This window comes from Nonomuraea sp. NPDC049684 (genome assembly GCF_044465345.1).
Taxonomy (GTDB): domain Bacteria; phylum Actinomycetota; class Actinomycetes; order Streptosporangiales; family Streptosporangiaceae; genus Nonomuraea.
Genome location: NZ_JBITLO010000009.1, coordinates 32,802 through 46,119 on the forward strand (window position 1 = coordinate 32,802; position 13,318 = coordinate 46,119).

9 protein-coding genes are annotated in these 13,318 nt (G+C 70.4%); 7 read left to right on the plus strand and 2 right to left on the minus strand.

Going from position 1 to position 13,318, the window contains the following annotated elements; all coding sequences use genetic code 11:
- Window positions 1–39: 39 nt before the first annotated feature.
- The 6 genes from hflX to ACIBST_RS26825 all read left to right on the plus strand — a co-directional run bounded on the left by hflX (window position 40) and on the right by ACIBST_RS26825 (window position 9,982).
- Window positions 40–1,452 carry a GTPase HflX gene (gene hflX, locus ACIBST_RS26800; RefSeq protein ID WP_397176057.1) on the plus strand — a complete coding sequence of 471 codons (1,413 nt, stop codon included), beginning with the start codon at window positions 40–42 and terminating at the stop codon, window positions 1,450–1,452.
- A gap of 427 nt (window positions 1,453–1,879) precedes the next feature.
- The gene (gene hutI, locus ACIBST_RS26805) at window positions 1,880–3,088 is read left to right on the plus strand and encodes an imidazolonepropionase (protein ID WP_125633626.1); all 1,209 of its coding nucleotides are present in this window, start codon (window positions 1,880–1,882) and stop codon (window positions 3,086–3,088) included.
- Between the two features lie 35 nt (window positions 3,089–3,123).
- On the plus strand, window positions 3,124–3,939 hold the full coding sequence (locus ACIBST_RS26810) for a DegV family protein (protein WP_397175522.1): 816 nt from the start codon (window positions 3,124–3,126) through the stop codon (window positions 3,937–3,939).
- 595 nt (window positions 3,940–4,534) lie between these two features.
- Window positions 4,535–5,176, plus strand: a complete 642-nt coding sequence (locus tag ACIBST_RS26815) for a helix-hairpin-helix domain-containing protein (protein WP_397175524.1) — start codon at window positions 4,535–4,537, stop codon at window positions 5,174–5,176.
- Window positions 5,177–5,417: 241 nt separating this feature from the next.
- Window positions 5,418–8,102 (plus strand): ComEC/Rec2 family competence protein, encoded by a 2,685-nt coding sequence (locus ACIBST_RS26820; RefSeq protein WP_397175525.1) that lies wholly within the window; start codon window positions 5,418–5,420, stop codon window positions 8,100–8,102.
- Between the two features lie 1,334 nt (window positions 8,103–9,436).
- A complete protein-coding gene (locus ACIBST_RS26825) occupies window positions 9,437–9,982 on the plus strand; it encodes an isochorismatase family protein (RefSeq protein ID WP_397175527.1) in 546 nt (181 codons plus the stop codon).
- 91 nt (window positions 9,983–10,073) lie between these two features.
- On the opposite strand, the gene ACIBST_RS26830 is transcribed toward ACIBST_RS26825, so the two are convergent.
- Window positions 10,074–10,979, minus strand: a complete 906-nt coding sequence (locus ACIBST_RS26830) for an LLM class flavin-dependent oxidoreductase (protein WP_397175529.1) — start codon at window positions 10,977–10,979, stop codon at window positions 10,074–10,076.
- A 42-nt stretch (window positions 10,980–11,021) separates the two neighbouring features.
- Window positions 11,022–11,978: an aldo/keto reductase gene (locus tag ACIBST_RS26835; protein WP_397175531.1), complete on the minus strand. Its 957-nt coding sequence runs from the start codon at window positions 11,976–11,978 to the stop codon at window positions 11,022–11,024.
- A gap of 248 nt (window positions 11,979–12,226) precedes the next feature.
- Between ACIBST_RS26835 and holA the strand changes: the two genes are divergently transcribed.
- Window positions 12,227–13,198: a DNA polymerase III subunit delta gene (gene holA / locus ACIBST_RS26840; RefSeq protein ID WP_397175533.1), complete on the plus strand. Its 972-nt coding sequence runs from the start codon at window positions 12,227–12,229 to the stop codon at window positions 13,196–13,198.
- The last annotated feature ends 120 nt before the right edge of the window (window positions 13,199–13,318 follow it).

A 13,318-nucleotide genomic window follows, 5' to 3' on the forward strand; every position in this document is an offset into this window, starting at 1 on the left:
ACCGAGGTGTCCAGACGTTCCCTCATAGAGATGACACGAATGCACGAATACACCGCGCTCGACGAGTTCGAGACCGGCGACATGGACCTCGAGGAGCGCCAGGCGCTGCGCCGCGTGGCGGGCCTCTCCACCGAACTCCAGGATGTCTCCGAGGTCGAGTACCGGCAGCTGCGGCTCGAGCGGGTCGTCCTCGTCGGCGTCTGGACCTCCGGAACCGCCGAAGACGCCGAGAACTCCCTGCTGGAGCTCAAGCTCCTGGCCGAGACCGCCGGGTCCGAGGTGCTCGAAGGCCTCATCCAGCGGCGCCAGAAGCCCGACCCGGCCACCTACATCGGCTCGGGCAAGGCCCTGGAGCTGCGCGACGTGGTCGAGTCGACCGGCGCCGACACCGTGATCTGCGACGGCGAGCTGACCCCCGGCCAGCTCCGCCAGCTCGAGGAGACGGTCAAGGTCAAGGTCATCGACCGTACGGCGCTGATCCTCGACATCTTCGCCCAGCACGCCAAGAGCCGTGAGGGCAAGGCCCAGGTCGAGCTGGCGCAGTTGCAGTACCTGCTGCCGCGCCTGCGAGGCTGGGGCGGCAACCTGTCCCGCCAGGTCGGCGGTCGCGCCGCGGGCGGCGTGGGCATCGGCGGCCGCGGCCCCGGTGAGACCAAGATCGAGCTCGACCGGCGCCGCATCCGCGAGCGCATGTCCAAGCTGCGCCGCCAGATCAGCGGCATGTCCACCTCGCGCGAGACCATGCGCCACCGGCGCCAGCGGCGCGAGGTCCCGGCCGTGGCCATCGCGGGCTACACCAACGCGGGCAAGTCCTCGCTGCTCAACCGCATCACCGGTGCGGGCGTGCTGGTCGAGGACGCGCTGTTCGCCACGCTCGACCCGACCGTGCGCCGCGCCCGCACGCCGGAGGGCCGGCTGTTCACGATCGCCGACACCGTCGGCTTCGTGCGCCACCTGCCCCACCAGCTCGTCGAGGCGTTCCGTTCCACGCTGGAGGAGGTCGCCGACGCCGACCTGATCCTGCACGTCGTCGACGGCTCGCACCCCGACCCCGAGGGTCAGCTCGCGGCCGTCCGCGAGGTGTTCGCCGACATCGAGGGCGCCTCCGAGGTGCCCGAGGTCGTGGTGATCAACAAGGCCGACGCGGCTGACCAGGAGGTGCTCGACCGCATCGCCAGGCGCGAGCGCGACAGCATCGTGGTCTCCGCGCGCACCGGCAAGGGCGTCCCCGAGCTCATGCGGCTCATCGAGGAGCGGCTGCCGCGCCTCGACCACGAGGTCAACCTGCTGGTGCCCTACGACCGGGGCGACCTGATCTCGCGGGCCCACAAGGAGGGCGAGGTGCTCTCCGTCGAGCACGTCCAGGACGGCACCGTCCTGCACGCCCGCGTGCTGCCGAGCCTGTTCCAGGAGCTGGAGCGGGTGGGTAAGCCGGTCGAACGCGTCTCTTAGCGGGACGGCTGGGCAGCTCTCGCTCAAAGTAGCGCAGAGCTGCCCAAATAGGGCAGTGGTCCCGGAACCCTGGGGTTGCTAGGATGGCCAGACCTAACGTTGGTCTGGTTTTTTGGTTTCGGTTCTGGGTTTCGGATGATGACGTTGAGCGCGGCAGTCGTCAGCGGGGGCCAGGGGGGCAAGGCGTGGCTGGGTGACGGATGGGATGAGTGGTCTTTCTTCCGAATAACCCTGTACACCAAGCCCGGCTGTGAAATAACGTAACTGAACTGAAATCGCCGGGTCATGTCTCCGGCGATACGGTCACCGCACAACATCACGCGGATGAGAGCAGGAGACCCCCCATGTCGTCCGGACCCGGAGCGGACTCAGTGGGCGCGGCACAAGCCGTGCGCTGGGTGCTGCGCCTGCAGGGGGCGGTGGTGCGATGACCGTTCGGCTCTTGACCAACATCGGCCGCCTGTGGACGGGTAACGAGGTCCTCAGCAACGCGGCCATCCTCGTGCACAACGACCGCATCGCCTGGGTCGGGCGGGCGCCCGACCTCCCGCAGAGCGTGCCCGGCGTCGTCGACGACATCGTCGACGTCGACCACGTGGAGAACCTCGGCGGCGCGCTCGTCACGCCCGGTCTCATCGACGCCCACACGCATCCGGTCTACGCCGGCAACCGCTACGCCGAGCTGGCCATCCGCACCGGCGGCTCCAGCGCGGCCTCGATCACCGCGGCGGGCGGCGGCGTCGGCTCCACCGTCACCGTGACGCGCGGCACCGACCCCTGGACGTTGTGCAACGGCGTGCGCGAGCGGCTGCGCAGCTGGCTGCTCAGCGGCACCACCACCGTCGAGGCCAAGACCGGCTACCACCTCACCCGCGACGGCGAGCTGGCCGACGTGCGGCTCCTGCGCGAGCTGGAGAAGGAGCCGATGATGCCGCGGGTGCACGTCACCTTCCTCGCGGCGCACGTCGTGCCTCCCGAGTACTTCGGCCGCCAGCGCGAATACGTCGAGGCCGTGGGCGCCTGGTGCGCCGACGCGGCCGCGGCGGGCGCCGACAGCGTCGACGTCTACTGCGACGAGGGCCACTTCACCACCGAGGAGTCCCGCTGGGTCCTCGCCTCGGGCCGCAACGTGGGGCTGCTCCCGCGCATCCACGCCGGCCTGTTCAGCCGGCGCGGCGCCGTGCAGCTGGCCGCCGAGCTGGGCTGCGCCTCCGCCGACGGCCTGCACCACATGTCCGACGAGGACATCGCGATCATGTCCCGCTACGGCGTGCCCGCGGTGGTCTGCCCGGCCACGGCGCTGCAGCGCGGCCACGTGCCGCCGGTCCGCCAGATGATCAAGCATGGCGTGCAGATCGCCCTCGGCAGCGACCACAACCCCGGCTACTGCGGCATCACCTCGATGTCGCTGGTCATCGCCATGGCGGTGTCGGCGTTCGGCATGAGCGTCAACGACGCGCTGCGCGCGGCCACGCTGGGCGGCGCGACCGTCCTCGGGGCGCCCGACCGCGGGGTGCTGGCTCCCGGGCGGCTGGCCGACATCGTCCAGTGGGACGCCGACCACGAAGGCGCCTTCGCCTGGTCCTTCGGGCTCAAGCCGCGCCGGGTGTGGCGGGGCGGGACGCCGGTCCAGTAACCCCGGACCCGGGATCGGGTGGCTAATCTCGGGATATGCCGCCCTCTGTCGCCGTTGTCACCGATTCCACCGCTTACCTGCCCGCCGTGTCCGGTGTGACGGTGGTGCCGGTACAAGTGGTCGCCCGCGGCCTCCCGCGCGACGAGGACGCCTTCACCGGCGACCTGGCCACCGCCACCACCTCGCGTCCGTCGCCCGCCCGCTTCGCGGCCTGCTACGACGAGCTGGCCGCCGCCGGAGCGACGGGCGTGGTCTCCATCCACCTGTCCGGCGAACTGTCCGGTACCGTCGAGTCCGCCCTCGCGGCGGCCAAGGACGCGCCGGTGCCGGTGCAGGTGATCGACAGCCGGTCCATCGCGATGGGCCTGGGCTATCCCGTGCTGGCGGCGGCGCGCTCGGCCGCCGCCGGAGCCTCCTTGGACGACGTGGCCGAGGCCGCCCGCCGCACCGCCGCCGTCACCCGGACCTTCTTCTACGTGGACACCCTGGAGTACCTGAGACGCAGCGGCCGCATCGGCGCCGCCACGTCGTTGTTCGGGTCGGCCCTGATGATCAAACCGCTGCTGCACATCGTGGACGGGCGCATCTCCCTGCTGGAGAAGGTGCGGACGTCGGGGCGGGCGATCGCGCGGCTGGAGGACCTGGCGGTGGAGGCGGCCGTGGAGCTGGGCGGGGCCGGGGTGGCGGTGCAGCACATGGGGGCTCGGGGGCGGGCCGAGGCGTTGGGGGAGCGGTTGACCAAGCGGGTGGCGGGGGTTCGTGAGGTGCGGGTGGTGGAGGTGGGGACGGTGATCGGGGCTCATGTGGGGCCGGGGATGCTGGGGGTGACGGTCACGGCGTACGAGGGGTGACCGGGCTTGTCTTTTTTGACGGCTTTTCTCTGGTCGGGGCAGTGTTTTCCACAGCCGTTTCGTCTCTTGAGGTCGTTGTCCCCAGAACTCGGTTCGGTGGGTCGGGGGTGGGGGTGGCATCCCTAGGGTCGTCGGCGTGCGATCTCAGGACCCGACGGCAGAGCGGACCATAGCCGAATCCAGGCTCCGGTCGATCACGAGCCCTGCCCGGAGGTCACGTCCGGGACGACGCACCAGACATCCTTACGGCGACGAGGCCCCAAACCTCCCGGCCTCCCGACTCAACGCACCCCCACCCCCTCCTGCGCCTACTTCTTCCGCATCCGCTTCTTCCACGCCCTCCTCTTCCGCGGCCGTTTCTTCCGTGACCGCGTCTCCTGCGTCCGGGTCTCCTTGGCTGGGGGCCCCTGCGTCCGGGCCCCCAGCGCTGGGTGCTCCGGGGTTGCACCAAGCAGAGCAACTGGATGAGCCGGAGGAGAGCGTCCCCGGAGCCGGGCGTCGGGCCGGGCGTCGGAGCGGGCGGGGGATCGAGCCTCAGGCCGCCACAGAGCCGCCCCCACACAGCCCTCGGCGGCTCACAGGCAGCCCCGCTCCCATGCCCCCGACCTTCCAAGCGTTCCGCGACGCCATCACCTCGGCCCAACCCTCCGCCACCATCGACCTCAGCAAGCCCGGCCTGCGTGTGCTCGTGGCCGTCGGTGCCCTGGCCGTCGCGGTCGCCGTCTTCTTCGTCTGGCGCTCCCAGCCCACCCCTGAGCCCCTCCCGCCGCCACCCGCGACGACCCCTCTGTCCCCGTCACCCACCGCCGCCAAGGTGACCGTTCAGGTAGCGGGCAAAGTCCGTAAGCCGGGCGTCTACCTGCTCCCGCAGGGCTCTCGTGTGACGGACGCGGTGACGGCGGCGGGCGGGCTCAAACACGGCGCCTCCACGGGCCCCCTCAACCTGGCCCGACGCCTGATCGACGGAGAGCAGATCATCGTCGGTGCCCCCTCTCCGGTCGTCGCCGCCGTACCTCCCGGATATCCCGGCTCGGACCCCGCCACGGCCATCCTCGACCTCAACGCCGCCACCCCCGACCAACTCGAAGAACTCCCGGGAGTGGGAGAGGTGCTGGCCGCCAGGATCGCCGAGTTCCGCACCACCCACGGCGGCTTCACCAGCGTGGACCAGCTCCGCGAGGTGAGCGGCATCGGCCCGAGAAAGTATGAAGAAATCAAGCCGAAGGTCCGCGTCTGACATGCCGCCCTCCAACGACCCCTCGCCCCCCGGCCGTTCGGCCATCTCCATGCGCCCAGCTACGACCGATCCTCTGCGCTCAGTCACCACCGCCGGTGCTCTGTGTGCCGCCCCCACCGACTCTCTGCGCCCCGCCGTCGCAGATGGCGGCGAGCACAAGCGCTCCTGGACACTGGTCCTCCCGGCGCTGTCCGCCTGGGCAAGCGCCCTGATCATGCTTGGCCAGTCGCCCACTGTGGGCATGACGACCGCCGCGATCATCGCCCTTGCCGCAGGCGTCCTGGCCTGGCGTACCCGCTCGCCCTTCATCTGTCCACTGATCAGCAGGTTCCTGCCTGCGTCGTTCAGACCGGTCCTGTCTGCCTTTCCACTGCACCTGCCGTTCAGCCGCCACCGTTCGCTACGTTCGTCGCCCTCTTCCTCAGGGCGGGTTTCCTCCGGGCGGACGTCGCCCCTTTGGGGTGCCTTGCGGAATGTCGTGCTCGCGACACTTATCTGCGCGGCGGCGGCCTCCGCGTCTGTCGCCTTCCGCGTCCAGGCGCTGACGACCGGCCCGGTGGCCGAGCTCGCCGCCAGGAACGCGAACGTGACCGCCCAGATCGTCCTGTCCGACGACCCGAAACGCAGGCCACGCAGAAGCGGCCACTTCAACCGGGAGAGCTACGTGATACCGGCCACGCTCAAGATCATCGAGTCGCCTGCGTGGCAGAAAGGCAGCTCCACTACCGGTCAACCCGAGGGAAACCGTCCCGACGTCCCTGGAAGCAGTGACGGAGGTCCGACGCAGTCATCCGCACCACCGGAACGCCAAGCCGTCGATGTCCCCATCACGGTGTTCGCCGGTGGCAACGCCTGGAGCGCCCTGCTGCCGAGCCAACGCCTGCAGGTCACCGGCCGCCTGGCGCAACCAACGCCCGGCGACCTGGTGGCAGCCATCCTCCTGGTACGAGGCGAGCCCCGCGTCCTGACACAGCCCTCGTCCATGCAGACCATGGCGGGCACCCTCAGAACCGGCCTCAGGACAGCCTCCGACCCTCTCCCGCCCGACCAGCGCGGCCTGCTGCCCGGCCTGGTCGTCGGAGACGTCTCCCGCATCGACCCTCAGGTGGCCGCCGACCTCAAGGAAGCGGGCCTGAGCCACCTGAACGCCGTAAGCGGCGCAAACCTCGCCATCGTCGCAGGCGCCGCCCTGGCGCTCTCCCGCCTGGTCGGCCTCTCCCTGCCGCTGAGAGCTGTTTTCGCGGCTGTCGCGATGCTCGCGTTCACCGTGGTGGCCAGGCCGTCCCCGAGCGTTCTGCGTGCCCTGCTGATGGGCCTGGCCGCCGCCCTCGCCCTGGGTACCGGCCGGGCGAAGGACGGTCTCGCGGCCCTCTCGGCAACCGTCCTCTTGCTGGTCCTGTTCGCGCCGGAACTGGCGCGTTCGTACGGCTTCGCCCTCTCGGTCGCGGCCACCGCCGGCATCCTCCTCCTCGCTCCACGCTGGCGCGACAAACTCTCCCCTCCACCACCGACGGCGACCGGCGACCGCGACGCCACCGAAGCGCCCACGACGACAGACCGGAAACCGGTGAAGGAAGGGGAGCGCGCCAGCGAACAAGGGCGTGCGGCGAGTGCATCCGAAGCGGCCGGCGACTGCCGCGCGGCCTCGTCCCCCGAAGACGCGTCGGCTGGTCGAGGGCGTGCCGTCGCAAGGATGTGCCGGTTGCCGCGATGGCTGGCGGAGGCGCTGGCCGTGTCGGCTGCCGCGCAAGCGGCCGTGACGCCCGTTCTGGTGCTGATGTCGGGTCAGTTGACGTTGGTGGCGGTGCCCGCCAACCTGCTCGTGGCCCCCGCCGTTGCTCCCGCGACCCTGCTCGGTTTCGCCGCCGCCCTGGTGGCCCCGATCTGGCCGGACGCCGCCGGCATGCTGGTCATCCCGGCCGGATACGCGGTGGGCTGGATCGTCACCGTGGCTCGCTGGGCGGTGAACGTTCCTCTCTTCACCCTGCCCTGGCCGGGCGGCCTCCCTGGTCTGGGGCTCCTCGCCCTCGCTGTGGCGGTCGCGATTCCGGTGCTGAGACACCGTCGTTGGCGGACGATGGCGCTGCTGACGGCCGGAGCGGCTCTGGTCGCCGTACTGGTGATCCGTCCGCTGACGGGGGCTTGGCCGCCCAAGGGTTGGTTGATGGTGATGTGCGACGTGGGGCAGGGCGACGGGCTGGTGGTGGCGGCCGGGCCTGGACGAGGCGTGGTCGTGGACACCGGCCCGGACCCGGTCGTCATGGATCGATGCCTGCGCAGGCTCGGCGTCGAGGACGTTCCCCTGCTCGTCCTGACCCATCCGCACGCCGACCACGTGGACGGCCTGCCAGGCGTCCTCAGGAACCGACGCGTGGGAGCCGTGATCGTCAGCCCTCGGCCGACGGCGGTGCAGTCCAGCGCGCGGATCTCGGCCGTACTGGCTCGACACCGGGTTCCCGAGGGGAACGCGGAACCCGGCACGCGATGGCGGTTCGGCCCGTCCGAGCTCACCGTCGTCGCCCCTGACGCGGCGTCAGGCGGAGGGAACGGGCAGGGCGAAGGCAGCGTGATCAACAACTCCAGCGTCGTCATCCACGTACGCTGGCGCGCCGGTTCCGCCCTGCTCGCCGGAGACCTGGAAACCGAGGCGCAGGACGACCTCGCACGCCACCTCGTCCTGCGCGCCGACATCCTCAAGACCCCGCACCACGGCTCGAATCGTCAGTCCCCGGCCTTCCTCGGCTCGCTGGGCGCACGGGCCGCCCTGATCAGCGTGGGCACCGGCAACGACTACGGCCACCCGGCCACATCGACCCTCGCCCTCCTCCACCGCCTCGGCACCGCCATCTACCGCACCGATCGATCGGGTGACCTGGCAGTCGTCGAACACGAAGGCAGCCTGGCCGTAGTCCCCCGTGGCCCGTGAGTGATCCGGTCCGGGACGATCGGAGCCGGAGCTTGTCGGGACGCAAGAGAGCGGAGACCGCTACCGGTGAGCCGCCCGAAAGGGATGAGGATGGGGCTGCGGGGACCGTCGTCAGGTTATGGGCGGGGCACGAGGCAGTGCCTTCTCGCGCCCGGTGGCGAGCTGACTTTCGGGACGTTGGCGGGGCACGGGCGGTACCTTCTCGCGCCTGGTGGTGGGCTGACTCTCGGGACGTTGGCGGGGCGCGAGGCGGTGCCTCTTCACGCCTGGTGGCGAGGTGACCTTCGGGACGGGGACGTTGGCGGGTGGTGGGGTGGTCGCTGTTCGCGCCTGGTGGCGGGCTGACCTGCGGGACATTGGCGGGGCGCGAGGCGGTGACTTCTCGTGCCTGGTGGCGAGCTGAACTTCGTGGCGGGGTACGAGGCGGTGTTTTTCACGACTGATGGCGAGCTGACGTTCGGGACGGGGATGGTTGCGGGGTGGTGGCTGTCTGAGCCTGGTGGCGAGCTGATCTTCGGGACGGGATGTCGCGGTGCTGCTGGGCGGGTTCGATTCCCTGGGGGTGATGGCGAGTTGCCGGGTTGGTCTTCCGCCACGACGCCGTTGGTCAGCTATGCGCTGGCCGGAGGGGTCACCTCCGCATAGGCTGTGCGCCGGTGCCACAGCTCGGCCTGTGCTGGCTCGCCGTAGCTACCTCCACTCCCCACGCATCCTTCAGGGGAGCCCGTGCGGCGTCCTGGTCTCTCCGGGCGGGCCGGTCGGAGGGGGCTGGGGCCATTGCGCTTCTCGCTGGCGCGGGCCGTTCGGACGGGTGTCGGTCGTCTTGTCGAGCCGGAAGGTGGGCCGTGGCTCCTTCGTCTGGTTGACGTGGCGTTCGCGCCGGGAGATCGGCTCGCCGCCGGGCGTGACAAGTCACCGGCCTGCGGGCCGCTCCACAACTCCTCAGCAGCGTTGCGCTGTTTGTAGAGCGTCAGGATCGCGGGTGACCGTCCGTCGCCGCAGGTGGTGCGCTTCCTGCGGCGGACGCTCTCTGGGAGGGCGTGGCTTCTGCAGGTCCGAGCAGGAAGGGGCGGCCTGCTGGGTCGGGGAGCCGTTCGATGCTGCCCGGACGGGTTCGAGGTGTTCGGTCGAGACGTCCGGAAGCTACGGCTGACCAGGTGGGGAGTCGTTCGATGGCGGCCTGATGGGTTTCGTGGTGACAGGGAAGGGCGTCACGAGCCCGCCAGCCAGCTCGCCGAGTCGGAAGCTTAGGGACAGTTCCGTTGGCATCGTTCATGGGGGGCATGCTACTGTCCTCATATCATTCAGATCATGAACGATTTTAGGTGAGAATAATGATCGATCATCGCGGCGTGCAGATCGTCTTCGCCGACCTGCAGGACAGCATCGTGGCCCTGAGCAGCACGAACAGCCCCGAGGTCATCAGACGGTCGGCCGGTGTGCTCGGCACGGTCGCGCAGGCTCTGGACATCCCCTTCACCGTGTCGGTCGCCCCCCGACCCGGTGGGCCTGGCGTCATCGCCGAACTTCCTGAGGCGTCCCCCTTCGTGCGCGGCGGACCGTGCTGCTGGGACGACCACGCATGGCGCGAGGCGATCGCCGCCGAGGGTCGCAAAACGCTGGCCCTCTGTGGCGTGACCTCGGAGATCGTCGTTCTGCACACCGCGCTGGACGCCCTGGCCGATGGCTACGAGGTGATCGTGCTGGTTGACGCGAGCGGCGGCATGTCGGAGCGTACGGAGAGCGCGGCCTTCCGTCAGATCGAAACGGCGGGTGGCACGGTGACGTCCGTGGCGGGCTTCGTCACGAGCATGGTGCGTGACTTCACCACCCCGGTGGGCCGCGGCGTCATCACCGCACTGCACGGCCTGTCGGGCTAACGATCACGGCCGCGGCCCGGCCCTCAGTTCGTCGGCGTGTCATGCGGCTCTCAGCTCGTCCGCGTGTCCATGTGGACGGCGACCCGTCGCGCTACTTCGCGACCGCCTCGCGGACGGACGGCACGATCTCCTGGGTCCATCGGGCCAGCGTGGTGAGGTCGGTGGCGCCGTGGCCGGCGGAGAAGAGGACGAAGCCCGAGGCGTCGTGCTCCAGCACCGCTTCGGTCAGCTCCTCGACCCACTGCCCGACGGAGCCGCCGATCCAGCGCCCGTCGTGGTCGCGGGTGGCGGGCAGCGGACGGTCGGTGATGCGTCCCGGGAAGTTGTAGATCGTACGGATCTCGCGTGGGTCGCGGCCCACCGCGGCGGCCGCCTCGTCGATGATGGGACGTGAGGTGCGATACCGGTCGCTGCGCCAGTCGGCCGCGTGGCCGGGGATCCAGCCGTCGGCGACCCTGCCCGTGGCGGCCAGGGATTTGGGTCCGTTCGACCCGGTCCACACCGGGGGCGCGGCCACGGGGGCTGGCTCGATTTCGCGTACGCGGTAGTGGCGTCCTTCGTGGGTGACCGGCGCGCCGCCGCCCGACAGCTTCCGGATCAGGACGATCGCCTCCTCGAAGGCGTCCACGGCGTCACCGGGGGTCTGCCGGGGCACGCCCATGTCGGCGATGCGGTCCCACAGCCCGCCCGCGCCCATGCCGAGCACGACGCGGCCGTTCGACAGCGCCGACAACGACGTCACCGTCCTGGCCAGCATAGGGGCGGGCCTGGTCGGCAGGTTGGTGACGTTGGCCAGACCGGCGATGTGCCGCGTGCCGCCCAGCAGGAAGCCGATCGTGGCGTAGGCGTCCAGGCGCTCGCCGAGATAGGGGTGGTCGGACAGCGAGAAGAGGTCGAGCCCGTCCCGGTCGGCCTGCTGGACCATGCGCAACAGCTCGGGCAGGTCCTCGACACCGGAATGCGCGCCGAAACCGAACACCACGTCAGAAGTGGACACAGTATTGCCTTTCATACTTCACACAGGGAAAAGAAGGAGAGGTCACCAGGCGTACGCTTCTGGTGCGGGTTTGGGGCCGTCGGGGCCGGGCGGCGGGAACAACTCGTCCAGCCTGGCCAGGGTGCCTGCGTCGAGGGTGATCGCGGCAGCGCGGAGCGAGCCGTCGAGCTGGGCGGCCGTACGGGGGCCGACGATCGGCGCGGTCACTCCGCCCTGGGCGAGCAGCCAGGCCGGCCCGACGTTCGCGGGGTCCTCGCCGAGATCGGCGCAGAGCCGCTCGTACGCCTCGATCGTCTCCTGGTGACGGGCGAGGACGGCGGCCGACCGGCCCGAGGCCCCGCGGGAGGCGCCGCCCTGCTCGCGCTTGCGCAGGACGCTGCCGAGGACGCCGCTGTTCGGCGGCGACCACGGGATCAGGCCCAGCCCGTAGTGCCGCGCCGCGGGCAGCACCTCCAGCTCCATCCAGCGGTTCATCAGGTTGTAGATGGACTGCTCGGCGACAGGCCCGAGCGCGTGTCGCGCCCGTGCCGCCTCCTGGGGCCTGCGCCAGGTGCCAGCCGGCGAAGTTGGACGAGCCGAAATAGAGCACCTTGCCCTGCTGTCGTAGGACGCCGAAACCCTCCCAGATCTCCTCCCACGGCGTAGTCCTGTCGATGTGTCGGTGCCCAGCCGTCTGAGCGAGGCGTCGCACGCGCGTCTGATGTGCAGCGCGGACAGGCGGCTCTCGTTGGGCCACCGCCCGGTCGGGAGGTGGAGCTTGGTGGCCAGGACGGTCCTGTCGCGCCTGCCGTCCCCTTGGGCGAACCAGCGGCCGATGATCTGCTCGGTGCGGCCGTCGGCATAGACGTCGGCGGTGTCGAAGAAGGTGACGCCGTGCTTGTGTGCGCGATCCATGATCGCGTGGCTGTCCGGTTCGGACGTCTCTGACCCGAAGTTCATCGTGCCCAGGGCCGGCCGGGACACCGCCAGGCCGCTCCGGCCGAGCTGGACGTGATCCATCTCAGACCACCTGAGGCCGCGCGAACGGCCCCACGCGCATCGCGACCTCGGCGGCCGACGCCCGAGGGTCCGCCAAGCCGCTGTGGCCTCCAATGATCATCACAACTGTACGACTCGTCATCGTGACTCCAACCGAAACTCAGTTCGTGCTCCGAACCATAATCGTTCGTAACACGAACTGCAAGTCGGTCCGGTGGGTCTCGGCGTCGAGTACCAGGTTGTCGGTGCCGCATGGCATGCTGCCTGACATGGCGGGAACCGATCCAGCACTTGTCACCCTGGTCCTCGGCGACGAGGAGCTGCTTGCCGAGCGGGCGGTGGGTGCTGTCGTCGCGGCGGCGCGGGCCGGCGATCCGGGGGCCGAGGTGCATGATCTCGTCGGCGGAAAGGTCGCCACCGGCGAGCTGACCCAGCTGACCTCGCCCTCGCTCTTCGGCGACCGTTCGGTGGTCGTCATCCGCTCGGCGCAGGACCTGCCGAAGGACGTCATCACCGAGGTGGTGACGTACGCGAAGCAGCCGTCCGACGACACGGTCCTCGTGCTGGCGCACCCAGGTGGGGTGAAGGGGAAGGCGCTGGTCGACGGGGTGAAGAAGGCCGGGGCCAAGGTGGTGACGATCAACAAGGTCACCAAGGCCGGCGAGCGGCTGGAGTTCGTCAAGGGAGAGGTCAAGCGGGCCGGGCGGAACATCGCGGGGGACGCGGCCCAGGCGTTGCTCGACGCGGTGGGCAACGACCTGCGGGAGCTGGCGGCGGCGTGCAGCCAGCTCGCGTTCGACACCGAGGACAAGACGATCAGCGCGGCGGCTGTGGCGCGCTATCACAAGGGCCGGGCCGAGGTCACCGGCTTCAACGTGGCCGACTCGGCGATCGAGGGGCGTCTGGCCGAGGCACTGGAGCAGTTGCGCTGGGCTCTGGGCACCGGTGTCGCCCCGGTGCTGCTGGTGAGTGCGCTGGCCGGTGGGCTGAGGTCGCTGGCCAAGGTGGGGAGTGCCCCGCGCAACCTGCGCGGGGGGCAGCTCGCCGCCCATGTGGGGATGCCGCCCTGGAAGGTCGACCGGGTCAAGCGCCAGCTGAACGGCTGGGGGCCGGAGGGCCTGTCCCGGGCGATCCAGGCGGTGGCCACTGCGGACGAGCAGGTCAAGGGCGGCGGAGCTGACGCGGCCTACGCCCTGGAGCATGCCGTGCAGGTGATCGTCGCCAGCCGCACGGGCCGGTAGCGAGAAGCGTGCCGTGCAAGTGGTCGTGGCCAGCCGTACGGGCTGCTAGCCAGAAGCGTGCCGTGCAGGTGGTGGTGCGGGCCGGTAGCGGGGAGTGGGCCGTGCCGGTGGTTGTGGCCG

Excerpts from the sequence above, each read along its gene's own strand:
- holA (WP_397175533.1), top strand. The coding sequence starts at position 12,227 with ATGGCGGGAACCGATCCAGCACTTGTCACCCTGGTCCTCGGCGACGAG.
- hflX (WP_397176057.1), top strand. The coding sequence starts at position 40 with ATGCACGAATACACCGCGCTCGACGAGTTCGAGACCGGCGACATGGAC.
- ACIBST_RS26835 (WP_397175531.1), bottom strand. The coding sequence starts at position 11,978 with ATGGATCACGTCCAGCTCGGCCGGAGCGGCCTGGCGGTGTCCCGGCCG.
- hutI (WP_125633626.1), top strand. The coding sequence starts at position 1,880 with ATGACCGTTCGGCTCTTGACCAACATCGGCCGCCTGTGGACGGGTAAC.
- ACIBST_RS26820 (WP_397175525.1), top strand. The coding sequence starts at position 5,418 with ATGACGACCGCCGCGATCATCGCCCTTGCCGCAGGCGTCCTGGCCTGG.
- ACIBST_RS26815 (WP_397175524.1), top strand. The coding sequence starts at position 4,535 with ATGCCCCCGACCTTCCAAGCGTTCCGCGACGCCATCACCTCGGCCCAA.
- ACIBST_RS26810 (WP_397175522.1), top strand. The coding sequence starts at position 3,124 with ATGCCGCCCTCTGTCGCCGTTGTCACCGATTCCACCGCTTACCTGCCC.
- ACIBST_RS26825 (WP_397175527.1), top strand. The coding sequence starts at position 9,437 with ATGATCGATCATCGCGGCGTGCAGATCGTCTTCGCCGACCTGCAGGAC.